20 protein-coding genes are annotated in these 23,064 nt (G+C 36.2%); 12 read left to right on the top strand and 8 right to left on the bottom strand.

What is annotated here, in order from left to right:
- Position 1 precedes the first annotated feature (1 nt).
- From D5281_RS07855 to D5281_RS07835, 5 genes are all read right to left on the bottom strand, one after another.
- Positions 2–625: an acetyltransferase gene (locus D5281_RS07855; RefSeq protein WP_160559616.1), complete on the bottom strand. Its 624-nt coding sequence runs from the start codon at positions 623–625 to the stop codon at positions 2–4.
- 97 nt (positions 626–722) lie between these two features.
- Positions 723–2,066 (bottom strand): hypothetical protein, encoded by a 1,344-nt coding sequence (locus D5281_RS07850; protein ID WP_160559615.1) that lies wholly within the window; start codon positions 2,064–2,066, stop codon positions 723–725.
- Positions 2,067–2,079: 13 nt separating this feature from the next.
- The gene (locus D5281_RS07845; RefSeq protein ID WP_277935239.1) at positions 2,080–3,162 is read right to left on the bottom strand and encodes a nucleotidyltransferase family protein; all 1,083 of its coding nucleotides are present in this window, start codon (positions 3,160–3,162) and stop codon (positions 2,080–2,082) included.
- Positions 3,163–3,166: 4 nt separating this feature from the next.
- Positions 3,167–4,387: a polysaccharide biosynthesis protein gene (locus D5281_RS07840; RefSeq protein WP_160559614.1), complete on the bottom strand. Its 1,221-nt coding sequence runs from the start codon at positions 4,385–4,387 to the stop codon at positions 3,167–3,169.
- Between the two features lie 20 nt (positions 4,388–4,407).
- A complete protein-coding gene (locus D5281_RS07835; RefSeq protein ID WP_160559613.1) occupies positions 4,408–5,559 on the bottom strand; it encodes a glycosyltransferase family 2 protein in 1,152 nt (383 codons plus the stop codon).
- A 775-nt stretch (positions 5,560–6,334) separates the two neighbouring features.
- On the opposite strand from D5281_RS07835, the gene D5281_RS07830 reads away from it, so the two are divergent.
- The 3 genes from D5281_RS07830 (at position 6,335) to D5281_RS07820 (ending at position 10,659) form a co-directional block, all read left to right on the top strand.
- Positions 6,335–8,044 (top strand): AAA family ATPase, encoded by a 1,710-nt coding sequence (locus D5281_RS07830; RefSeq protein WP_160559612.1) that lies wholly within the window; start codon positions 6,335–6,337, stop codon positions 8,042–8,044.
- A 215-nt stretch (positions 8,045–8,259) separates the two neighbouring features.
- Positions 8,260–9,408 carry a flagellin N-terminal helical domain-containing protein gene (locus D5281_RS07825; RefSeq protein WP_330584883.1) on the top strand — a complete coding sequence of 383 codons (1,149 nt, stop codon included), beginning with the start codon at positions 8,260–8,262 and terminating at the stop codon, positions 9,406–9,408.
- Positions 9,409–10,077: 669 nt separating this feature from the next.
- Complete coding sequence (locus D5281_RS07820) at positions 10,078–10,659, top strand: O-fucosyltransferase family protein (RefSeq protein WP_160559611.1); 582 nt, start codon at positions 10,078–10,080, stop codon at positions 10,657–10,659.
- A gap of 556 nt (positions 10,660–11,215) precedes the next feature.
- Here the strand turns inward: D5281_RS07820 and D5281_RS07815 are convergent.
- From D5281_RS07815 to D5281_RS07805, 3 genes are read right to left on the bottom strand one after another with little or no spacing between them, the layout of a single operon-like run.
- Positions 11,216–11,809 (bottom strand): LbetaH domain-containing protein, encoded by a 594-nt coding sequence (locus tag D5281_RS07815; protein WP_160559610.1) that lies wholly within the window; start codon positions 11,807–11,809, stop codon positions 11,216–11,218.
- Positions 11,802–12,389: a hypothetical protein gene (locus tag D5281_RS07810; protein ID WP_330584890.1), complete on the bottom strand. Its 588-nt coding sequence runs from the start codon at positions 12,387–12,389 to the stop codon at positions 11,802–11,804. Before D5281_RS07810 ends, D5281_RS07815 begins: the two co-directional genes overlap by 8 nt.
- 57 nt (positions 12,390–12,446) lie before the next feature.
- Entirely contained in the window at positions 12,447–12,746 is a 300-nt protein-coding gene (locus tag D5281_RS07805) for a hypothetical protein (protein ID WP_160559608.1), read from the bottom strand.
- Between the two features lie 562 nt (positions 12,747–13,308).
- Between D5281_RS07805 and D5281_RS07800 the strand changes: the two genes are divergently transcribed.
- The 9 genes from D5281_RS07800 to D5281_RS07760 all read left to right on the top strand — a co-directional run bounded on the left by D5281_RS07800 (position 13,309) and on the right by D5281_RS07760 (position 23,061).
- Positions 13,309–14,283 carry a methyltransferase domain-containing protein gene (locus tag D5281_RS07800; RefSeq protein WP_277935242.1) on the top strand — a complete coding sequence of 325 codons (975 nt, stop codon included), beginning with the start codon at positions 13,309–13,311 and terminating at the stop codon, positions 14,281–14,283.
- Between the two features lie 132 nt (positions 14,284–14,415).
- Entirely contained in the window at positions 14,416–15,954 is a 1,539-nt protein-coding gene (locus D5281_RS07795; protein ID WP_160559606.1) for a glycosyltransferase family 4 protein, read from the top strand.
- Positions 15,944–17,041 (top strand): DUF4422 domain-containing protein, encoded by a 1,098-nt coding sequence (locus D5281_RS07790; RefSeq protein WP_160559605.1) that lies wholly within the window; start codon positions 15,944–15,946, stop codon positions 17,039–17,041. Before D5281_RS07795 ends, D5281_RS07790 begins: the two co-directional genes overlap by 11 nt.
- Before the next feature lie 74 nt (positions 17,042–17,115).
- A complete protein-coding gene (locus D5281_RS07785) occupies positions 17,116–18,225 on the top strand; it encodes a radical SAM protein (protein ID WP_160559604.1) in 1,110 nt (369 codons plus the stop codon).
- On the top strand, positions 18,222–19,016 hold the full coding sequence (gene rfbF, locus D5281_RS07780) for a glucose-1-phosphate cytidylyltransferase (protein WP_160559603.1): 795 nt from the start codon (positions 18,222–18,224) through the stop codon (positions 19,014–19,016). The genes D5281_RS07785 and rfbF overlap by 4 nt, the downstream gene beginning before the upstream one ends.
- Positions 19,013–20,074 (top strand): CDP-glucose 4,6-dehydratase, encoded by a 1,062-nt coding sequence (gene rfbG, locus D5281_RS07775; protein ID WP_160559602.1) that lies wholly within the window; start codon positions 19,013–19,015, stop codon positions 20,072–20,074. Before rfbF ends, rfbG begins: the two co-directional genes overlap by 4 nt.
- Positions 20,067–20,891 carry a transketolase gene (locus D5281_RS07770; protein ID WP_160559601.1) on the top strand — a complete coding sequence of 275 codons (825 nt, stop codon included), beginning with the start codon at positions 20,067–20,069 and terminating at the stop codon, positions 20,889–20,891. The genes rfbG and D5281_RS07770 overlap by 8 nt, the downstream gene beginning before the upstream one ends.
- A complete protein-coding gene (locus D5281_RS07765; protein WP_160559600.1) occupies positions 20,888–21,814 on the top strand; it encodes a transketolase family protein in 927 nt (308 codons plus the stop codon). The genes D5281_RS07770 and D5281_RS07765 overlap by 4 nt, the downstream gene beginning before the upstream one ends.
- Before the next feature lie 53 nt (positions 21,815–21,867).
- Positions 21,868–23,061 (top strand): FkbM family methyltransferase, encoded by a 1,194-nt coding sequence (locus D5281_RS07760; RefSeq protein WP_160559599.1) that lies wholly within the window; start codon positions 21,868–21,870, stop codon positions 23,059–23,061.
- The last annotated feature ends 3 nt before the right edge of the window (positions 23,062–23,064 follow it).

Here is a 23,064-nt window from a genome sequence, read left to right as displayed (position 1 = left end):
CTTACTTAACCAATCCCTTTACTAGCTGCTTATTTTCTACATCACATAGTACTGTGCTCCCAGCTCCAATCAGCGAGTGACTTCCTACTTTAATTCCTTGGATGATAGTAGTCCCTGCACCAACCAGTGAATGGTTTCCGATTGATACACCACCACACAATACTGCCCCTACTGCTATATGTGAATATTTACCAATCACGCATTCATGTTCTATAATTGCACCTGTGTTAATAATTGCCATTTCATGGATACGGGCATCTGCATTAACAATTGCATTTTTTCCAATAAATATACCCTTCTCCATGACCGTATATTCTGATACACATGCTGAAGGATCAATTATATTAGGAATAATAAATCCTAAGTCACAGGCTTTACGATGTAAAGATTCTCTTAATTGTGTGTTTTTTATACTTCCAACCGTAATAAAAGCCTCATGAAATCCTGCATTTTTTAATTTGCTTAGCATTTCATCGCCGCCAACAATCCTTATATCCAAAATCTCTCTACAGGAAGGGAAATGCGGATCTGTAACTACAACTTCATCATACAAATGCAACCTTTTCACAGTATCAATTACCGATTTGCAGTGCCCGCCACCACCTATCAGAACCAATTTTCTCATATTAACAGCCATGCCTTTTTCGTAATTTATTCACTTTGTTCTCCCGACATAATACTGCATGTGATAAATTTATTTTTCGCACTACTCCTTGTATTCATTATGCATTATAAACATATTTTTCTTTTATACCATCACGCAGCAAAACCACCCTGGCAATCCCGTAGCCATTATTTGTTGCAATTCCTATCGTATCCACATCATGTAGTGATATCGTATTTGTATCAAACGTATATGTCCATTTTCTTTTTGGAATGGATACATCAAAATTCTCCCAGATATATTTCCCATTTTTTGTCTTTAAGGCAAGAAATGGTTGTGGTCCAAAGATATCATGATCAACCGTAACCACAAGACATTCATAATTGCCATTTATTACAATATCTGCATCAAGACAATAATTGTTATAGGATAAATTCAGTGCTTTCCGCATTGCATCAACTGCGTTACAGTACTCAAACCGAACTTCCGGGATGTCCTTATGCGCTATAACAATCATGTTTCTGATTCGATTAATTTCGAATTCCATATCTTTATAATCGTGATCCGTAAAAGCCAGAATAACATTATTCCCTTCAGATGCAGACTTAAAAGCATTATTTACATGCTGTTGTGTTATTTGCCTGGTTCTTGCATACATATTCAGGCAACGGGTTATCCATCTTCTACAGGCGCCTTTCAACTGATAATCATCGTGAGCCGGATGATATGGGAACCATTCTAGAGGAGCATGTCTCCAATCGCCAAATCTACCATCGGCAAGGTCTGTTTGTCCTGTTTCAGTTATTTCCGTTGACTGATTTCCGTAATCAAATGGTATCCACTGTTCCAGAAACCAATTAGAATCTGGTCTTTCTGTATGAAATCCTGGTCTGAATGCAGTAGGAAACCAACAACGGTCGATAATTTTTCTGGTCAATATTTGATTTAAGTTTTCTCCACCCCAATATGATGTCCCCGAATCATTATAATTTCCTGATATCGGAAGTGGATGATAATGGAATCCAATAAAATCACCAGCTTCTTGTTGGTTTATTAGAGTTAGATACCTATCAAATATTTTATGATATCCGACATCCCTTTTCCTTGGATTTTTCCCTGTAAATCCTACATGATCCATGCAGAACCAGTTATATATCCATCCATTTCCATTAGAATCCTGTAGTTTGTTTCGGTAATCACTAGATGTTACAACATCTAACATTTCATGGATTTCTTCCCAGGAGCCTCTTGTCGTAATTCTATGTATATCTACTATGTTTTTTACGGCATCTTCTTTCCCTTTAAGATCCATTTCACCTTTTTGCAATCGGAGCAGGTTTTCCCTTGAAGGCTCTATCTCAAAACCAAAAATATTTTTTATCTGTTCAAAAGGCACAGTTGAAGCTTCGTATAAAGGTCCTTCTGTATCCACACAATGTACTATGTATACTGTTCCTTTCATATCAACCTCCCTTTCAGCAAGTGAAATTATGATTAATCCTATCCTCCATCTTTTTCATTTCCTCAAATTCGCCCATATCCAGAAAAGAATTTTCGCTGATTGGGAACATTCCCACCTTATGTGAATCTGTTATAAGCTGTTCTGCCAAATCTGTCATATGAAATATTTGCCCTCTGGGAATTTTTTTTAGATGTTCCGGGTTTATTACATACATTCCCGTATTAATAAAATATGACATACTTGGTTTTTCTTCTATTGAAGAGATAATTCCTTGCTCCTGGGAATGTATTACGCCATAAGGGATAATCGTATTTTTCAGAGCTGATACTATGGTTAATGCATTACCGGATTCTTTATGGTACTTTAAAATTTCCTCGTAATCATCCTCAATCAATGTATCACAGTTGCTGACAATAATTGGTGTATTAAATTCCTCTTTTATAAGCTCTATACTTCCTGCTGTTCCCAAAGGAATATTTTCTTCTATATAATGAATTGTATAATCAGGATTAATCTCATTAAAATAAGACTTGATCATTTCTTTCTTATAATTTATTGTAAGATAAAATTCATTTACGCCATACGTTCTGAATTTCCCGATAATTCTTTCCAGTATTGGTATATCGCCTATGGGAATAAGCGGCTTAGGAAGGATTTTGGTATATGGATACAAACGTGTTCCTTTTCCTCCGGCCATGATGATTACTGGTATTTGGGAAAGTGCCATACAATTTTTATTTTTTTTGCCAAGGCTATTATTATAAAATATGATATCTTCAATTATTCGGTTTGAATCTAAAATTGGTACAGAATTAAGGCCTTCGACAGACATGTACTCCTGTGCTTTCTTGCTCTCATGTGCCAATAAATATTTGGTATTGGTATACATAACCTGTTTAGCCTTACCATTTAAATCACCTGTTTTGATGATCCATCTTCTGATATCTCCATCAGTAAGACTGCCAAGCATTCTTTTATCTTTGTCAACGATATATAATATTCCTTTATTATTCCTGTCGATTTTTTGCATTGCTTCAACAATAGTAAGGTCCTCGTTACCCTCATATTGTTTCAGCTTTTCGATATTAGTTCGCAACTTATCACATCTTTCTGTCTAAAGATTTTTCTTTTTCTATATGTTCAAAATCCGGCAAATAGCCACTGAGGATTTTTACAATTTCCTTTTTTGTAGTACTGTTTTTTTCGAAAGCACTGAGCAAATTATTAAAAAGTAGATCGATTTTTTTTCGGTCAGGTATCTCTTTCCCAACAATAACTCCTAGCGAATCAAAACGCGTCATGTCTACCAATTCTGAATCAGTATAAAATTCTTCATAAGCTTTCTCGCCAGACGTATCTGAGACAGAAAAGTGTACCGGATACACCTTACTGCCATTTACTAAATCCTCTGCTTTATTTAAAGCTTCTTCATCAGAACCACACAAAAACACATCATACCCATATGTTTTTAACAATGAGACAGCTATAGAATCAAATGTCATCATTTGTGTTTCCTTAAGCTTGGGAATAAAAATTTCTCTGTTTCCTCCTATCATGCAGGCAAGCAAACATATTTGTCCACTTTCCTTCGGAGATACAAAGTAACGCCTGACATCTAAAGGTGCGCTTATTGGCTGGCATCTTGCTATTCTGTCTAAAAATCCTGCTAGAAGTGAACCGTTAGAAAATGCTACATTAGCAAATCTTGCCGTTTTTACCGGAAACTTATCTGAATAGCTAAAGATAACATCTTCCATCACTCTTTTGCTTGCACCCATGATATTCACTGGATTTGCCGCTTTATCGGTGGAGACACAAAAATACTCTTCAGGCGGATACTGCGTAAGTAATTCCAGTAATTCTTTCGTGTGTAGCACATTATTTTGTATAAGTGCTTCCACGGAATATATATCTTTCTCGGTTCTTACATGCTTATGTGCTGAAAAATTAGCAACTACATCAAAGCCACCTCTATTTATAAACATCTTTTTAAATACCGGAGTTGCATAATCCATTGGATATGTTATATAATCATCAGGTATGTATATTCCCCTAGTATTGCGTAGATTTCTTGTGAGTTCTGCCAAAGCATTTTCATTAATATCAACAACTACTAATGCTTTTGGCCTAAATGGAAGAATGGCTTGAATAAATGATGAGCCTATACTGCCGGCTCCACCAATTATTAAAATGGTTTTATCTTGAATCTTTTTTGACAAATTTTTCTGGTTGCGTACAATATCTGTCCAAAACATACTTTCCTGACGTTTGGTTACATACTTAGATATAAATTCATCAAGATTAAACACATTGTTTGTCATGGTATTCCTTTCTATTAACCTCATTCCTTATACCAAATTATTTTGTGAGCAGATATTCTACGTCCCTTTAGCCACGAAACAATTTCCTCCTTGACTGTCTCGGAGAAGATTGCCACGACTATATAATCAAAATCCAAATCTTCGTTTACTATATCTATACTTTTTACATCACTTTCACTGTATTCCTGATAATTTTTGTCGACCCAGGCAACTATACTACAATAGGAAAGCCGCGCAATTTGTTCATAATATATTTTTCCTACTTTCCCAGCTCCCCAAAGAATAATTTTTGTTCCGGAGGGAACCAGATGAAAGGGGAACATATACTCAGATTGAGAAGTTATATCTCCATAATATTCTTTTCTGGTTTCTGCCAAAGAAATATAAAGATAATCAATCTGCTTCTGCGCATTAGGTATTAGCATTACTGTATTTATTAAATGGTTATACCAAACATACAATTTTTGAAAAAAGTCGTCATTACGTACATATGCTGGTATACTATCTGATGTTTTTCTATAATGATAAGGATTATTTTCTAATATATACATTGAATTGACCCACTGCATAAGTGGATATAAAATCAGGGAATCTTCTGCATAATTCAGTTTCCCTAAACCTCCTGTTAGGCCATAACTTTTAAGCACAAGATCCCTTTTAAAAATTTTGTCGCACAGTGACTGTGTTAAACCTATTCTATTCTTATCAAAATCCCAGATGATTGATGGGTATATCTTCTTTTCAATATCATACCTGTTATATTCGCCGAATCTATAATTTGATTCAGGAAACGTTCTACCCTTATCACCTTTTTCAAGTATCTTTCCAAATACTATGACATCTATCTTTTTCCGCATATACTCATCGGTCAGTTCGTATGTATTTGGATCTATCCAATCATCTGCATCAACAAAAGTAACATATTCACAGTCACATGCTAGCAGTCCATTATGTCTTGCCTTCAATTTTCCCGAATTTTCCTGATGAATTACCATTATCCTTCTATCTTTTTGGGCATATTCATCACATATTAAGCCACTTTTATCTGTTGAACCATCATCAACTAAAACTATTTGCAAATCCGTATATGTTTGTTTACATAAACTCTTTATACATTCTTCCAAATACGCATCCATGTTATAAATAGGAACGATTACCGCTAGTTTTTTCATAAATCCCTCAATTCATTTATCATATACCATTCTCATCACTACCGTTTGATAAACAAAAAGGGCAGACACAGACTATCCGGGCCGCCTGGCGCTTTTGCTTCGGACAAGAAAAGGACTGTTACATTTTCAAATACATTTTATTTACACTATTTTCTCCTTGTACAATGTTATGGCAGAGTATAAATATGCATAAATTACACAGTCCCAAAATGTATACTTTTTGGAATTAAATTAGTGTGCACTAAAAACAAATAAATTTTAGCACATTGTAATCAAAAATTCAAGTTTTTCTGTCTTTTCATCTATGCGAAATAAATGGAAATAGATATTCCCACAAATTATAATAAAAGATTTATGGGCTGAAGAACCGATATTTAATGAAATACAACAAACGCTATTGGTAGCAGCCTTTAAAAATATGATAGAGGCAGATGACGCTGCTCAGGAATACGGTTCCAAGGAGGAGCTTCCAACATTTATTTATAAGAATTGGCAATAAAATATAACAAATTTACTAAAACCACATAATAATCATTATGGAAATTCCTTTCATTTAAACCACTATGCATCATTAACGCTAAAGTTTCCAGTTGAGTATTTATTGTTCCATGGTATACTGTTTATAACAGCTGAAACCTTCACGGCTGCGTGCATTGGGGAGGATACAGTAACAGTAATAAATTTCCAATAACTTCCAGAATTAACCGTCAGTATATTAAGGTGATGTCTGATTTTATGGATCTATAAATCAAAAAATAATTGTGAGGAAATAGATATGGATGGTCGTGGTATTGTTGATTTAGGGATACAAAATTTTGAGCAGCTCCGAGAACGAGATGCTTTTTATGTAGATAAAACGAATTTTATAAAAGACTGGTGGGATAACGGCGCCACCGCCACATTGATTACCCGCCCTCGCCGATTTGGGAAAACTTTAAATTTAAGCATGCTGGAATGTTTCTTCTCTAATAAATATGCAGACAGAGGAGACATGTTTCAGGGACTTTCCATATGGAACGAAAAAAAGTTTAGAAGTCATCAAGGAGCATACCCTGTAATATTTTTAAGTTTTGCAAAAATAAAATCTACAGATTATGCAGGGATGGAGTATGCAATTACAAAGATTATTTTTGATATCTACGAACAAAACCGTTATCTGCTTGAGGGAGATGTGCTTAGTGACAGGGAAAAACAATACTATGAAAGTATCGTACCTGGAATGGAGAAAAAAATAGTGGTAGATGCCATTAATGCGCTGACTAATTTTGTAAGCCGCTATCATAACAATCGAGTCATAATTTTGCTTGACGAATATGATACGCCTATGCAGGAAGCATGGTTGTCAGGTTATTGGAATGAAGCAACCGATTTTTTCAGAGGTTTTTTTAATGCTACATTTAAGTCTAACCCCTATATGCTGAAAGGTTTGATCACCGGAATCACAAGAATTTCTAAAGAGTCTATCTTCTCGGATTTAAATAACCTTGAGGTGCTAACAACTACTTCTAATAAATTTGCACCTTACTTTGGATTTACGGAATCAGAAGTTTTTCAGGCATTGGATGATATGGGATTTTCAGAGGAAAAACAAGGGGTAAAAAAATGGTATGATGGTTTTACATTCGGTAATATAGCAGATGTCTATAATCCATGGTCAATTAGTTCCTTTATTGGAAATGGTGCGGTATACAAATCCTACTGGGCGGATACTAGCTCAAACGGACTTGTAAACAGGCTGATACGGGAGAGCAGTGCAGATATCAAAAAAGACTTTGAATGGCTGCTCAATGGTAAGACTATCATAATTCCAATTGATGAGCAGATGATATATGATCAGCTTGGTAAGGATGAAAATGCCCTTTGGAGCCTTTTGCTGGCAGGCGGTTATCTGAAAGTAGTATCTATCGATAATTCTCATATAGGCGACAGCCTCGAGGATGAAAAGTATGAATTAGCCCTGACCAACCATGAAGTAAGGAGAATGTTTGCAAAGATGATACGTGGATGGTTCAACGGCAGGAGCAAATCAGGCTATAATGAATTCATCAAAGCGCTTTTAGAAGATAACATAAAAAAAATGAATGCTTTCATGAATAGGATTGCACTTGAGACATTCAGCTCCTTTGACAGCGGAAAAAGGCCCTCACAGGATGCTGAACCGGAACGCTTTTATCATGGATTTGTGCTGGGAATGGTTGTTGACCTGTCAGACAGATACAGAATCAGGTCAAACAGAGAAAGCGGTTATGGAAGATACGATGTAATGCTGGAACCATTTGATAAAAAAGACAAGGCATTTATTTTTGAATTTAAGGTTCTTGACAAAGTTGAAAACGAGTTGAGCCTTGAAGAAACGGTTGCAAATGCTCTTGCCCAGATTGAGACGAAAAAGTACGAAGCAGAGTTAGTCGCGGATGGTATTTTACCGGAAAACATCAAAAAATATGGGTTTGCTTTCGAAGGGAAAAAATGTTTGATTGGGTGATGGGATGTAAGAAAAAGATTCTCGCGGGCAATGAACCAAGTGGGGCCTTATCCTTATTCTATGACTACTTATTTTTATGTATAAGAGACGCCCCAAAATAGATACAACACATCCTCTTTTAGCATTAAGAATTAGAATATATAATCCGATATAAATTTAATAAAAATTTATTTTTTATCAAATAATGAAAAATCTATACAGGAGGCGTATACATCGTGGTTATCATTCATAATATGACAGCAATGAATACAAATCGTATGTTTAATTTGACCAACAAGAGTCAGGCAAAATCTACGGAGAAACTATCCTCAGGATATAAAATCAATCGTGCCGCAGATGATGCGGCAGGGTTGGCTATATCGGAAAAAATGCGCCGCCAAGTAAGAGGACTCACCCAGGCTTCCGCCAATTCGGCGGATGGAATTTCCTGCATCCAGACAGCGGAAGGCGCTTTGACGGAAGTTCACGATATGCTGCAGCGTATGAATGAACTGGCCGTCAAAGGCTCCACAGGAACCCTAACTACGGAAGATCGGGTCTATATCACCTTGGAAGTCAGACAGTTAATGAATGAAATTGACCGTGTACATTCTGCCACAAGCTTTAATGACCAGAATCTTCTGGACGGTACTTTCCAAAACAAGCAGTTACAGGTAGGCGCAGAACCCGAACAATATGTATCTATTTCTATTGGCAATTTTTCCAGTAATGATTTGATTGCCAGCGCCCTTGCCAAGGGAATCTGTTATCAAACAAGCGATCACACACCCTCTTGTTTTGTTACGGATGGCCCTGTGGATCCAACAACAGTTCCGGGAGATCATGTTTTCTGGGCTCCTTTGGCCAGCAGCAACACAACATTTGCTAAGTTTGATTATGTAGATGTTAATACAATTAAACCATGGGGTTCACCCGGGCACTGTCATCTTTTAGCCGCTTATGATTTGACCATTTTTCATAGCTTTTCTTATAACGCAATCACAGATGAAAATGTTAAAAACAGACTCACTACCGATATTGATGACAGGACTGCAGTCGGATCAGGCTCCGAAGAAGTTTTAGTTGACAATCCTCCCTGCATGCACCAGTTTGACGCTTTAAATGCTTTCGTTAAAAGCGCGATTTCTGATGTATCCGAGACCCGTGCCAACCTTGGCGCCATACAAAACCGTTTGGAACACACAATCAGAAATTTGGATAATATTGTGGAAAATACTACTGCGGCAGAGTCTTCCATTCGTGATACAGACATGGCTGCAGAAATGGTAAAGTATTCCAACAATCGTATAATCGCCCAGGCAGGGCAGACTTTGCTTGCCCAGGCGAATCAAAGTAAGCAGGGCGTATTGGCTTTATTACAATAGACACGTTCATTTGATGATTGTTGCAAAAATTTTGCAAACCGCTACTGAAGGATGCACTCCTTCAGATTCTTTTCTTAATATAAAGTTAGCTCGCGAAACAGGTTGATTGTTGTTTTGATATCTGACTGCTTATAATGGAACTGTTTTCTGAAGATAATTTGCTTTTATGAAACAGACCTTCGCCACGATTAACTTTGCAGTAACGCCAGGCTGCAGCATTCATAAATGCAGGAAATAATACAATAATAAAATTGGTTGATGGAGTAATATATACGATAAACGAAGAAGATTTATCCCAGGAGATACTAAGAGAGTTTTGTACCAAGGAGCATGAGGATGATGTAATTTGTGTGATTCAAAAATGCGGGAATAAATTATATATTAATGGTGAAGATATAAAAAATCAGCAAATTGATGAAAATTGTTAAGAAATACTTCAAGAGAATGTTTTTTCGCAAATATATACAAATAAACATATTTATGGACCAGTGCCAATTTTAGATCCGGAGGGAAATCCGATTGTATTAGCAAAATATCATGCAACAAGCTATAGCCATCTTTATAATTGTGATATACAGCGAATAGATACATCGGTATTTAATTTATATGAATGCGTATGTCTTTATGGAGTAAATGAATACTCAGTTTTAATGTACCAGTAATGCTTCAATGAATATAGTGGGAAAGTCGTTTTGTTTGGTGATGAGTGGGAAGAATTACTGGCGGGTTAGGGCTGGTATCAATGGCGGGGTATTGCAGCATATTGACGGATACCGAAAACGTGTTTTGAAGGAACCGGAAAAGACACTTGGCGTACTGAACCGTGGAACAGATTATGCTGCATCAAAGCCGCCCGGCCATGCAGTTCAAGCAACACCTGAACAAGTAATTGAGAAAATAAGAGAACTTTCTAAAGGGGAATGGAGCTTTAAAAACATTTTTGTAGCTACGGAGGATGCCCAGGCGCTTGAAAAGATGAAGACAGCATTTGGGAATAGGGTCAAATATGTAGACCAAAAACGATTTGTCTTACAAAAAGGAGAATACATAGCAGGCCAAAAAGAAAAAGATACTTGGAAACCAGGAGATGGCTGGCAATATGGGGCCGATTATTTGTGTGCAATGGTTTTATTGTCAGGGTGTGGTTTTTTTATTGCATCAGGCAGCTGTACAGGCACGGGGTTAATGCAGAAATTAACCCCCAAAGGGCAACAGCAGTCTTATATTTTTGATTTAGGGCTGTACCAATAGATCATCAAAGTTTCCATAGAAACCTTGATATGCGTAAATATAGATTGATGATTTTTCTTATGCGGTATGTACTAAATTATAAGGAGATTTTGCATGCAGGTGTAAGTAAAAGAAGTAACAATATCAAATGGTGTGAATACTTTAAAAAACCATTTTGCCATAAAACACTGGAAGAAAAAGCAGCTGAATTTAAGGGAAAATAAATTTTTGAATATCAGTAGTGAAATAATAGGAATTCCTATTATTAAATATGCATTGCGAAAAGCTTGCATTGCTGGATCTATCTATTCGTGGTTATAAAAAAGCAGATAGACTACCAATTTCTGAAATGATTCATGTATCTAATGCTATTCAGGGCATTTTTGAATATATTTGATATTTGGTAAATAATATTGACAAGAATTTTACAAACTATCCACAAGTATTGTATCTTATATCCAGATATTTGAAAAAGGTGGGTGTACTGGAGTGTTCCGGTGATAAAAATTGTACAGCACTTGAGAAAAGGTAAATTTATAAAGCTTCAAAATAACAGTTCTCCTTTAATTCATGATATTCAATTAAACAAGAAATTGATTTTGGTACTAAAAATAGCTATATTGTCATCTGCCAATTCGGTATAATTAAAAATTTTGTGATTGAAAATACTATTACCAGTATAGTTTTTATCTAAAGAAAACCTTAAAAATCCTTCTATTTTTATATTGTCATATACAGAATTTAATAATATAAATAATCTCCTGCTATATTTACCTGTACCTAAAATATATATTTTCTTTTTCCTGATTTCATCTGTTAGTGCATAAAGGCTTTGAGTAGTTGTTTCCGCCAATATGACTTCAAATCCTTCCTTAAAATCTAAAAAAAGATTTTTAATAGAATTTTTGTGGCACACCATATATATTTTTTCTTGGAAACCGCCAGGTATAATGCAGATTGCATTGTTTTCTTTTAACCAATTTATTTCATGAATCATTATGCCATCACAAATTGTACCCATTTTTAGCTCATCAGAATCGATAAATGCATGGACATCGATTCCCATATGATTAAGTTTTTTCTTCACATTTCTTCCACTTTTTCCTGCCCCATATATAGCTATTTTACTGGCCATAGACACTTGGGGATTCAATTTAAAAATATTACGCACAATAGTTAAACCTCGCTATGATTTCATTATATATGTGTTCTGCAATAATAGCATTTCCTTCTTCATACACATGATATTGGTCCCGAAACAGTCCTTTTTTACCTTTAAAACAATCGCTAATGTCTTTAATAAATTCGATATCATTAATTTGTGATTTTATGTTACATAAAAAATCACGTTCCAATTCAAGGCACTTTAAAATTTCTGTTTCCGCATTTATCAGGTATTTCTCTTCATAATCCATTTCATATTCTTCGCTAATAATAAAGGGCTGTATAAAAGCAAGAAAATCTACTTGATTGAATTTTAATATTTCAAAGATGTATTTCATATTTTTAATCCATAATTCTCTTGGCTCCTTTGAACTTCTTAGACCATATGATAAGGGGAGACAGTATTTATCGATATTATTTACAAAACCTTCGTAGATAGCCTGAGTGTGCGGTGCATAGTAAGGATAGTTATAATTACTATATACAGCATCATTTAAGCCGCTAAAACTAATTACAAAATCCGGTTGTATACCATTAATATTTCTCAAAATTTTGAGAAGCTCCTGATACGAATTGTATCTGGCGATTCCTCCATTTAATATCCTAACATTTTTACCAATATAGCAAAATTTTTATGTTAATATTTATGGCCATGATCTTACTTCCCACATTTCATATGAAGATGTTGTAGATCCACCTAATGTTATTATTGTTATTTCCGCATCATTTTTACCATATTGGTAATATCCATCTTTAAATGAATCGATAGATTTATATGTATATCCAACATTTACATCGATAGCGCGCCAATCAGCAACATTACCATTGTTTTGAAATATAGTATAATTTTGATATTGCAGAAAACCAATATCCGCCAGCAGAGATTCCCATTGAAATTGCTCCTCTTTACTGGAAGGTACTACAAATACAAGAGTGTTTTCCATACCCTCGTAAAGCAACTCATAAATGCCCTTATAATTGATTATATTTTTTTTATTTGAATCTTACATGCTGTTAATATTTTGATAATTACATTAATTTTGTCCTGATTTCCGCACACAATAATTGGCTTATTTAGCTTGCACAACGTATCAAATATATCCATATTATTTATTGTTATCATTTCATCACCTTTTTCAGAGCCTTAAAAATTATAAATAAATGTTGGAAGCTCCTCCTTGGAACTGTATTCCTGAGCAGCGTCATCTGCCTCTATCATATTTTTAAAGGCTGCTACCAATAGCGTTTGTTGTATTTCATTAAATATCGGTTCTTCAGCCCATAAATCTTTTATTATACTTTTTGGAATTGTGTAACTTGTGCATATTTATGCATTGAGAAAAAGCTTAAGAGAAATAGAACGATTAACAGATTAAGCCGTAAGCTGACATTAATATATCGAAAAATGGAATAAAAAAGTATTTTGTAATATTTGGAGGAAAACAAGGATGCATATATCTACTATGTTGCGTATGGAATGGTTTATAACAAATTATATTGGTAGAAATGCGGGGGGGGGAGGGCAAAAGATTACTGGATAAAGGAAGTTATAGCGTGAATGGTGGCTATAAAGATTTATTGGAAGGATGTAATGTAGAATATATAGGTCTCGACATAAAGGCTGGTCCTAATGTTGATGTGGTTCCGGAAAACATTTACTGTTGGGATTGTTTAGAGGATGAAAGTTTTGATTACATAATATCGGGACAAGCGTTTGAACATATAGAATTTCCATGGCTTACAATAAAAGAAATTTATAAAAAATTAAAACCAGGTGGGATTGTATGCATAACAGCGCCAAATGGTGGAGCGGAACATAGATATCCATATGATTGCTATCGCTATTTTGGGAATGGATTCAGGGCACTGGCTAAATTTGCAGGTTTGACGGTGATAGATGTTACTGTGGGCGGAGTACCTGAACATAGTGTTTCCGGGGAGTGGGATTGCGCATTTAATGATGTATATATGATTGCAACGAAGTACCAGGAAGGACAGGATTTAAACTGCTTACCCCAATTTGCATGTGAAAGAAGGCTTAATGAGGCTGAAGATTGGAAACTTAGATATTATTTTTTGACGAGATGGATTGCTGAAGAAGATAGGAAGGGAAAAATAAGAGATTTTTTAAAGAATAGTAAGTGCAATAGAGTTTACATTTATGGTTATGGATATATTGGAAAACTTTTAGCACAGGAAATAAAAAAGATTGAGGATGTTAAATTAGCCATTATGGATAGAACCATTGAAAATGGTGAAATAGATGGAATCCCTTGTAGTTCTTTAAGAAACGGTCTCAAAGAAAATGATATGACAACATGGAGAGAAAAATTGACAAAGCCACAAATAATACCTGAAATAATGGATGCAAACAATACGTTAATGATTATTTCGGTATTAGATTATAACAGAGCTTTACGTTTGTATTTAGATACAATATTTGAGAATATACCCAAATATTATATTGATGAAATTATATAGAAATTTTTAGAAAAAAGAATGGTTTGGGTCATCATAGGGGGTGTTAGGTTCCGTGATGACCTTACTTAGTTTTTGAAGTGGTAATGCGTTAAGCTGAGAACTATAAAGAATATTGGGGAGAAGAGTATATAAATGAAGGAATTAGACCTACTGCAAAAACTTCAAAAAGACAATCATGAAATATTAATATATGGTGCTGGAATGGTAGGCAGCCTTGTCTTTGACCAATTATTGATGGGCGGAATCTTAAAAGAAAGAATTGCTTTTGTGGTATCTCGCAAAGAAAAAGAAGATATGATGTTCCTTGGACAGAAGATATATGAGATTCGAGAATATGCGTCTTCTTGTAAAAACGTACATATTATTGTATCAACTTTGCCGGATGCCCATCAAAACATTATCAATACACTGCATGATAATAATTTTTATGATTTTGATATTGTGGATGATTCCCTGTTTGAAGAAATGGAAAAGTCATATGTAGCCAGATACAATCAGGAACACCCTGTTACAGATGATGCCAGAGATATACTTTTCATGGCTTCAGACAATAATTGTTCTTCAGGGGCCTTTTTATGCATGATAGATTTGAACTGCGAACTTAACAAGCGAGGAATTCCAACGCTTGTAGTTTTACCATCCTATGGGAGCGGCGAAGAACTCTTACGGGCCAATCATATTGATTATACATACATTCTGTCAAAGGATTGGCTGGTAAAGAGTGGAAGTTGTGAAAATAAGGAATTGAGGGAAAACGATAGTGCAATTCATGCAATCCGAGAACTTATTAAAAAATGTAGGATAAAGCTGGTACATAATAACACGACCTACACCTATGTCGGAGCAATTGCAGCAAGAGAGACAAATATACCGGTGGTATGGCATTTAAGGGAGTATATAAAGGAGCAGGGATATTGGTTTTATGACGAGGAAAAAGCTTTTCAACTGCTCAATTGTTCAGATGCAGTAATTGTAGTTTCAGATTATATAGGGGTGGCTTATAAAAATTTGTGCACATCTATTGTGCATAAAATATATGATGGAATAGATATAGAAACATTTTACTGTAAAAATCATGAACTATTGGCAGAAAAAAAAATAAAGATTTTGATGCCTGGGATGATCATACCTTTGAAAGGGCAGAAACAGCTTTTAGAAGCGGTGTTGCTATTGAAGCAGCAGGGGTGTAATGGATTTGAAATTGTATTTGTTGGGAATGAAGAACCTCAATATGCCAATGAATTAAAAATGTATATAGAAGAAAACGGATTAATAGACAATGTGTCTTTTTATGGTCGTAGTAAAGAAATTGCCAAGTGGTATTTATGGGCGGATTTGGTGGTTGTTTGTTCTGGCGCAGAAGCTTTTGGGAGAGTTACGGTGGAAGCACAGCTGGCGGGATGTCTGGTAATAGGGGCAGATAAGGGTGCAACTGTAGAGATTATTGAAGACAAAAGGACAGGCTATTTGTACCAGTATGGGAATGCTGAAGATTTAGCGTTAAAAATAAGAAATGCATTTAATGATAAAAATAGTGCACAGAAAATGGCAGAACTGGGAAGGGAGAAAGTAAGAGGACTGTTTACGAAGGAACGTAATGCGGATGAAATCGTAAAAGTATATGATCAGATTTTGAAAGGCCGGGACAATGGAAGAAAATATGCTTTATAAAGAGGAACTGATAACAGAATTAATAAAAGAAGGTGAAGTGGTCATTTATGGCGCAGGCGTGATGGGCAAAGCGCTTAAAGTATGTCTTAAGGATGCACCTTATAATTTATCAGTTACAAGTTTCCTTGTTAGAAGTATGGAGGGTAATCCTGATGAAATAGAGGGTATTCCGGTATTGGATTTAGAACATGCGGCAGGGTATAAAGAAAAGAAAATATTGGTTGCTCTTCACGAAAAACATATCAAGGAAGCCATGAAAGAGTTGCGGGATAAAGGTTTTTCCCGGTTGATTCCAATATCTTTTGACAGTGATATATGGAGCAATATTCGTGGAAATTGGCTATACAATAATCAAGCAGAAAATGGATTGACATATATTGATTTAAACGAGGCATTGGAAAATGAGCTGCATGTTTATGTGGTTCATAGTATTGCAGATAGGACATTGAAGGAAGAAAGCAAACTGCGGAGTTTTGAAATTCCTATTCAGGTGGGAGCCGCATTGACAGATATAGAGATGTTCCCCGTGCGTGACTGTGTAGGAGAAAATATTTCGGATAAAAATCCTCAATATTGTGAACTCACGGCACTTTACTGGATCTGGAAACATGATAAGTCCAAATATGTTGGTCTAAGTCATTACCGTAGAAAATTTGATATATCCGAGGAACAGGCAAGGAAGTTACTAAATTCTGATATAGATATTGTTGCTACGGTTCCGGTTTTAAACATGGCTGGTATTAGGCAACAATATTGCAGTGATCATGAAGAAAAAGATTGGGATATTATGCTAGAGGCCATAAAAAGCATACATCCAGAGTACATGAGCACCGCTGATAAAGTGCAAAATGGAATCTATTATTATGCTTATAACATGTTTATTACACGTAAAGAAATACTGGATGATTACTGTAAATGGCTTTTCCCGATTCTTTCCTATTGTGAGGAAAAAATAGGGATAAAGACAGACAGCTATCAGAACCGTTACATTGGATTTCTGGCGGAACGTTTACTGACAATATATTTTACCCATAACAGACAATATAAATTAGCGATTGCCTGTAAACACTTTATGGAAAGCATTTGATGTACAGAAAATTTTATGGTTTTAGAATTGATTGTAATAAAAAATATTTAAGAAGTTTTTAAGGAGGCAGGAAAATGATTATTAGGGCTAAAAGAAAAGAATTGTTTTCAGGAAGGAAATTGACAGATATGCAACTGAAAAATTCAGAGTTGAATTTACAGGAAATAGACGAAGGCAAAGAAATCTTATCTTCCTATCCAAGGAGATTGGTATTTGAATTGACAAATGCCTGCAACTTAAATTGTGTAATGTGTGGAAGAAACGCTGCGGACTTCAAACCAACTATGTTCGATATGAAAGTTTTTAAGAGCTTTGAACCACTGATGGATTCAATTGAGGAAGTGACCTTGATGGGATGGGGCGAACCAACGGTTCATCCAAATTTTTGTGAAATGTTAGAAATTATAGATCGTCATAGTGCGAGAAAATATTTTTGTACCAATGGTATGAATTTAGACAAAATAAAAGACAGTATTTTCAAATATAATGTGGATGTATTTGGGGTAAGCGTGGATGGAGCTTCTTTTGAGACGAATGCCAGAATCAGAAGGGGATCTGATTTAAATAAAATTACCCAAAGCTTGAAAGAAATTGTCAAAGAGAAAAAAGAAAGAGGACTAACCTATCCATGGATAAATTTTGTATTCTGTGCAATGGATTCTAATATTCATGAACTTCCAGACTTGGTTCGTCTTGCGGCAGAAATTGGAATTGAGGAAGTGAAAGTGGTATATCTTACAGTATTTAATGAAGAACTTATTCATGAAACTCTTTGGGATAAGTCGGAAAAAGTCAGGGCAGTTTTTGAGGAAGCGGAAAAAGTAGGAGAAGAAAAAAGAATTATTTTAAAACTGCCTCATTTGACAGGAGAAGATATTGCAGGCGAGCAGTATCATAAAGATTGCTATGTAGCATGGAGAGATTTCTTCTTAGGCTCAGATGGCTACGTGCGCCCCTGTATGTCTACTCCAATTCAGTTTTTTAAATATGATATGGAAAAGAATTTTTTTAATATATGGAATGCACCTGAATACCAGCAGTACCGTAGGAATGTAAATAAAATGGAACAGATGGATGAACCATGCAAACGCTGCTATCAATCATCGCATTGCAACTGGAATAGAAAAGAATCTTTTATTCAGATTGGAAGTACTTTCTCACCAGAGTGGAGGAGGGAGGTATGAAGGTAGTTATTCTTGCTGGCGGCATGGGGACGAGGATCAGTGAGGAGTCCCACCTAAGGCCCAAACCAATGATTGAAATAGGTGAGATGCCGATTATTTGGCATATTATGAAAATCTATTCCTATTATGGTTTTTCGGAATTTATTATTTGCTGCGGTTATAAAGGACAGGTAATAAAGGATTATTTCGCTAATTATTTTTTGTATAAATCAGATGTTACTTTTGATCTTGCGAATCAAAATACGATGGATATTCACCATAATGAGATAGAGCCGTGGAAGGTGACATTGGTAGATACAGGAATTAATAACATGACTGGAAGCCGTGTGAAGCAGATTAAGAAATTTATACCGGAAGGTGAGCCATTTTTACTGACCTATGGGGATGGGGTATCGGATGTAGATATACATAAATTATTAGAACATCATAAAAAATGTGGGAAACTGGCAACACTCACTGCGGTACAGCCTCCGGCCAAATTTGGAGTGTTGGATATTGATGAAAACAATACGATTTTAGATTTTCAGGAAAAACCGAAAACAGATGGTGGGTGGATTAATGGCGGTTTCTTTGTGATGGAATATGAAGTCTTTCATTATATCGATGATGAGCCTATGCGAATTTTAGAACGTGAACCATTAGAGGGACTTGCGAATGATAAGCAGCTTGCAGCGTACAAGCATTATGGATTCTGGCAGCCTATGGATACGATGCGGGACAAAGCATTGTTAGAGAGGTTATGGAAAGAACAAAAAGCACCATGGAAGGTATGGGGAGATGAAGTTAGATGAACTTTTGGACAGGCAGGAAAGTGTTTTTAACTGGACACACAGGCTTTAAAGGAACATGGCTTTGTAAGATGTTGGAAATGTTGGGCGCCGAGGTGTATGGATATGCGTTGGAAGAAGATACGGAGTTTTTCACAATGGCACAGCCTAAAATTTCAAAAAGTGTGCTGGGAGACATTGCAGACAAAGAAAAGCTGCTTTTGTCTATGGAAGATGGTCAGCCGGAAATTGTAATCCATTTTGCTTCTCATTCGACCCTAAACAGGAGCTATGAAATTACAGATTACATTTTTAATACGAATGTAATGGGATTGGTAAACTTGCTGGAATGTGTCAGGAAGATAGCTAGCATCAAAGCTGTGCTAGTGGTTACAAGTGATAAATGTTATAAGAATATGGAATCGGAAGAAGGATATCAGGAGGATAGTGTACTTGGAGGAGGAGATCCTTATTCGGCTAGCAAGGCATGTCAGGAGCTTATAGTTGAATGTTATAGGAATTCATTTTTTACTGAAGAAAAGTTAAATATTCCAATTGCTACGGCACGGGCAAGTAATGTAATAGGTGGAGGGGACTATCATTATGATAGGCTCCTTCCAGGTCTGGTTAGGAGTTTTTTATACCAGGAGGATGCAAACGTAAGAAAGCCGGACGCGATCAGGCCATGGCAGAATGTTTTGGATGTACTTGGCGGATATCTTTGCCTGGTACAAAAAATGGTACGGTCAGAAAATGCCGACAGTATTTATAGCGCCGCATTTAACTTTGGACCGGAACCGGATGGGATTATATCGGTTAGAAGGCTTGTGGAAATGATTGCAGAGCATTTTGAAAAAAATTCTTATAACATAAATAATGCATTGAATGTAGACGAGACAAAGGTGTTGAAAATCAATAGTAGTAAGGCAAAAAGTATATTAGAGTGGCAGCGGGTTTATTCAATCGAGGAAACGGTAAAAATGGCAGTTTTGTTTGAACAGAGAAGATTCGCTGGTGAAAGCGTAAAAAAGCTTTGTGAAGAATATGTCAATGATTTCTTTGGGAGAAAAAAGTATGAGTAATAAAGGCTATGCTGATGTGGAAATATTCGCAATTCAAGTAAAAAAAACTGTTGCAAAAATATTGAATCGGACACATGATTCCCATATAGGAGGCGGATATTCGGCTGTGGATATTCTGGCGGTTCTTTATACAAGAATATTGGACATTTCGAAAGAAAAGTTGGAAGATCCAAATCGTAATGTTTTCATTTTGAGTAAAGGACATATTGCTGCCACTATGTATACTGTGTTGGCATATGCAGGAATCATTCCAAAAACAGATTTAGATAAACATACGGTTAATGGAGAAAATTATGCTGGACATACTAGACGTTATGTAGTTCCGGGAATTGAAATGTCAGCCGGTTCTCTGGGACATGGAGCAGGAATAGGATCAGGAATGGCATTTGCAAAACGTTGTCAGGGATTGGATGGTAATGTTTATGTGCTGATGGGTGATGGGGAGTGCAATGAAGGATCTGTCTGGGAAGCTGCAATGTTTGCTGCTAAATTCCAATTATCAAATCTGGTATTGATTGTAGACAGAAATCGCCTGCAGTCGTATGGCAGTGATAAAGAAGTAATGGATATGGGGGATATGGGTGAAAAGTTTCGAGCCTTTGGATGTCAGGTAATAGAAATTGACGGGCATGATTATGCGCAGATATACAGGGCATTGACTACAGGGATATCCAGAAATCCGGCGAAGCCTACGGTGGTGATTGCGAATACTATTAAAGGGAAAGGAATTTCTTTTATGGAAAATAAGCTGGAATGGCATTTTAAGTCACCGAATGACGAGCAGCTGAAGGTCATATTGGAGGAACTGAGTGAATGAGAAGTACTTTTATCAATACGCTGACAGAAATGGCAAGAAAAAATCCTAAAATTATGTGTGTTATCGGGGATACAGGTTTTTCTGTATTCGAAAATTTCGAAAAAGAATTTGGTGAACGCTTCGTGAATGTGGGAATTGCAGAACAAAATTTTGTGAGCTTTGGAGCAGGTTTGGCAGCTATGGGAATGAAACCATATATTTACAATGTGGTTTCTTTTATGACATTGCGGAGTCTTGAACAGATCGAACTGGATATTTGTTATCAGGAGAATCCGGTAGTTATGGTGGGGGTTGGAGGAGGCCATGCTTATGGGCCGGCAGGTCCAACACACCATGCCTATTTTGATATTGGGATAATGCGGATGCTGCCCAATATGACAGTGGTATGCCCTGCCGACCCGGTAGAGATGAGGGCGATTATGCTGGCATCGGAAAATTATAACAAACCACTTTATATACGAATTGGGAGGAGTGTTGACCCTGTTATTCATGAAGATGAAATTGACTTCCAGATTGGAAAGGCATTGAAAATGCATGGGGGAATGGATGGGGTTTTGTTTGCCACTGGGACTATGGTAAAAGATGCTATGCAGGTTTTAAGCTTGTTACAGCAGAAGGGAATTAGTCTCGCGCTATATAGCATGCATACAATTAAACCATTAGATGAAGAATGCGTCAAGATGGCATTAGAGCAATATCCGGCGATTTTTACATTGGAGGAGCATTCCCAAATCGGGGGATTGGGTAGTGCAGTTGAAGCAATATTGGCCAGTCAAATGGCAAATAAAAACTTAAAGTTTAGAAAATTTGGATTTCCGGATATGTTTGCACCTGTTACCGGCTCGAGAGAATATTTAAATATGCTATATGGAATAGATGCGGAAAGTGTTGCGGGACAGATTATGCAAGTCCTTGGGAGTTAGGTTGGTAAAAAAGGATTTTCAATTTCTGGGTAATTGGAAACGTGGAGGATCATATGAATATCATTCAGGATATTTTCAAAGAATTTGATAATAGAAGAGAAGAACTTGAGATTTCTTTAGAAGAGATGCGGCAGGAGATAGCAGTTTATAAGGACAAGCTTCTTTTGTATGGAGCGGGGAGCGCCGGGATTGCTTTTTTATATTTTTTGCGTCGAATTGGTTTGGAACCTAGGTTTTTTTTAGATGCAGATAGGAGTAAAGAAGGAAAGGAATGTGAAGGAGTAAAAATTATAACCCCTGATAGGGTAGTGGAAATAGCAGGGGAAGATGCCCTTGTGATTGTTTGCATCAATACGGATGGGAAACGATACTGTAAGAGTTTTGACGAGGCCTTGCGTATTGGAGGACATCATGCAGTGTATGATAAGCTGCGGGAGGCAGGGTGTAAAAATATTATTGATTATACTTTTTTTAGACGATGTCATGAATTTTTTCAAAAGGAAAAATATAATGCGCCATCGTGCTCGGATGTTGGGCTGATGATAAAACATAAGAATGAGATTGCAGATGTATATGAGTGGCTTTCAGATGAACAATCCAAGGATGTTTTTGAAAAAATATTGAGGTTTCGGCTTCTGGACGATACGCTTGAGATACCAACCATGACACAGGAACAACAATACTTTGAATATGGGTTTTACGAAAGAAGAACTGACGATATTTTTGTAGATTGTGGTGCTTTTAACGGAATCAGCTTTAAAACTTTTTTGTCAGAAAATAATAACCAATTTGAAAAGTATTATGGTTTGGAACCCGATTGTGTAAATTGGAATAAGTTCATGAAGTATAAGGAGCAGCTTCCGGAAGAAATTCAAAAGAAAATGTATTGTATTCGAAAAGCAGCGTGGGAGAATAACGAGGGAATCAGGTTCTATTCTCTCCATGGCCCAGGCAGCTTTGCAGCGGATATAGGAAAAGAAAATGTAGAGACAATTTCGATAGATGCTATGTTAAATGGACAAAGGGCATCTTATATCAAAATGAATATAGAAGGCAGCGAAAAGCAGGCGCTGAAAGGGGCAGAAGAAACCGTTAGAAAATATAAACCCAGGCTGGCTGTGGCAGGATATCACCGGACAGAAGATTTTTGGAAGATACCGTTAATGATGAAAACGTATCGGGAGGATTATAAAATTTATTTGAGATCCTATATGAATCACATTTCTTTTGTTTATTACGGAGTATAATTC

The sequence above is a fragment of the Parablautia muri genome (genome assembly GCF_009917485.1).
Classification (GTDB): domain Bacteria; phylum Bacillota; class Clostridia; order Lachnospirales; family Lachnospiraceae; genus Suilimivivens; species Suilimivivens muri.
This window is presented reverse-complemented; position numbering and strand designations above follow the sequence as displayed.

What these genes read in the sequence shown, in the direction of transcription:
- D5281_RS07855 (WP_160559616.1), bottom strand. Translation starts at nt 625, where the DNA reads ATGAGAAAATTGGTTCTGATAGGTGGTGGCGGGCACTGCAAATCGGTA.
- D5281_RS07850 (WP_160559615.1), bottom strand. Translation starts at nt 2,066, where the DNA reads ATGAAAGGAACAGTATACATAGTACATTGTGTGGATACAGAAGGACCT.
- D5281_RS07840 (WP_160559614.1), bottom strand. Translation starts at nt 4,387, where the DNA reads ATGACAAACAATGTGTTTAATCTTGATGAATTTATATCTAAGTATGTA.
- D5281_RS07835 (WP_160559613.1), bottom strand. Translation starts at nt 5,559, where the DNA reads ATGAAAAAACTAGCGGTAATCGTTCCTATTTATAACATGGATGCGTAT.
- D5281_RS07830 (WP_160559612.1), top strand. Translation starts at nt 6,335, where the DNA reads ATGGATGGTCGTGGTATTGTTGATTTAGGGATACAAAATTTTGAGCAG.
- D5281_RS07820 (WP_160559611.1), top strand. Translation starts at nt 10,078, where the DNA reads ATGAATATAGTGGGAAAGTCGTTTTGTTTGGTGATGAGTGGGAAGAAT.
- D5281_RS07805 (WP_160559608.1), bottom strand. Translation starts at nt 12,746, where the DNA reads ATGGAAAACACTCTTGTATTTGTAGTACCTTCCAGTAAAGAGGAGCAA.
- D5281_RS07800 (WP_277935242.1), top strand. Translation starts at nt 13,309, where the DNA reads ATGCGGGGGGGGGAGGGCAAAAGATTACTGGATAAAGGAAGTTATAGC.
- D5281_RS07795 (WP_160559606.1), top strand. Translation starts at nt 14,416, where the DNA reads ATGAAGGAATTAGACCTACTGCAAAAACTTCAAAAAGACAATCATGAA.
- D5281_RS07790 (WP_160559605.1), top strand. Translation starts at nt 15,944, where the DNA reads ATGCTTTATAAAGAGGAACTGATAACAGAATTAATAAAAGAAGGTGAA.
- D5281_RS07785 (WP_160559604.1), top strand. Translation starts at nt 17,116, where the DNA reads ATGATTATTAGGGCTAAAAGAAAAGAATTGTTTTCAGGAAGGAAATTG.
- rfbF (WP_160559603.1), top strand. Translation starts at nt 18,222, where the DNA reads ATGAAGGTAGTTATTCTTGCTGGCGGCATGGGGACGAGGATCAGTGAG.
- rfbG (WP_160559602.1), top strand. Translation starts at nt 19,013, where the DNA reads ATGAACTTTTGGACAGGCAGGAAAGTGTTTTTAACTGGACACACAGGC.
- D5281_RS07770 (WP_160559601.1), top strand. Translation starts at nt 20,067, where the DNA reads ATGAGTAATAAAGGCTATGCTGATGTGGAAATATTCGCAATTCAAGTA.
- D5281_RS07765 (WP_160559600.1), top strand. Translation starts at nt 20,888, where the DNA reads ATGAGAAGTACTTTTATCAATACGCTGACAGAAATGGCAAGAAAAAAT.
- D5281_RS07760 (WP_160559599.1), top strand. Translation starts at nt 21,868, where the DNA reads ATGAATATCATTCAGGATATTTTCAAAGAATTTGATAATAGAAGAGAA.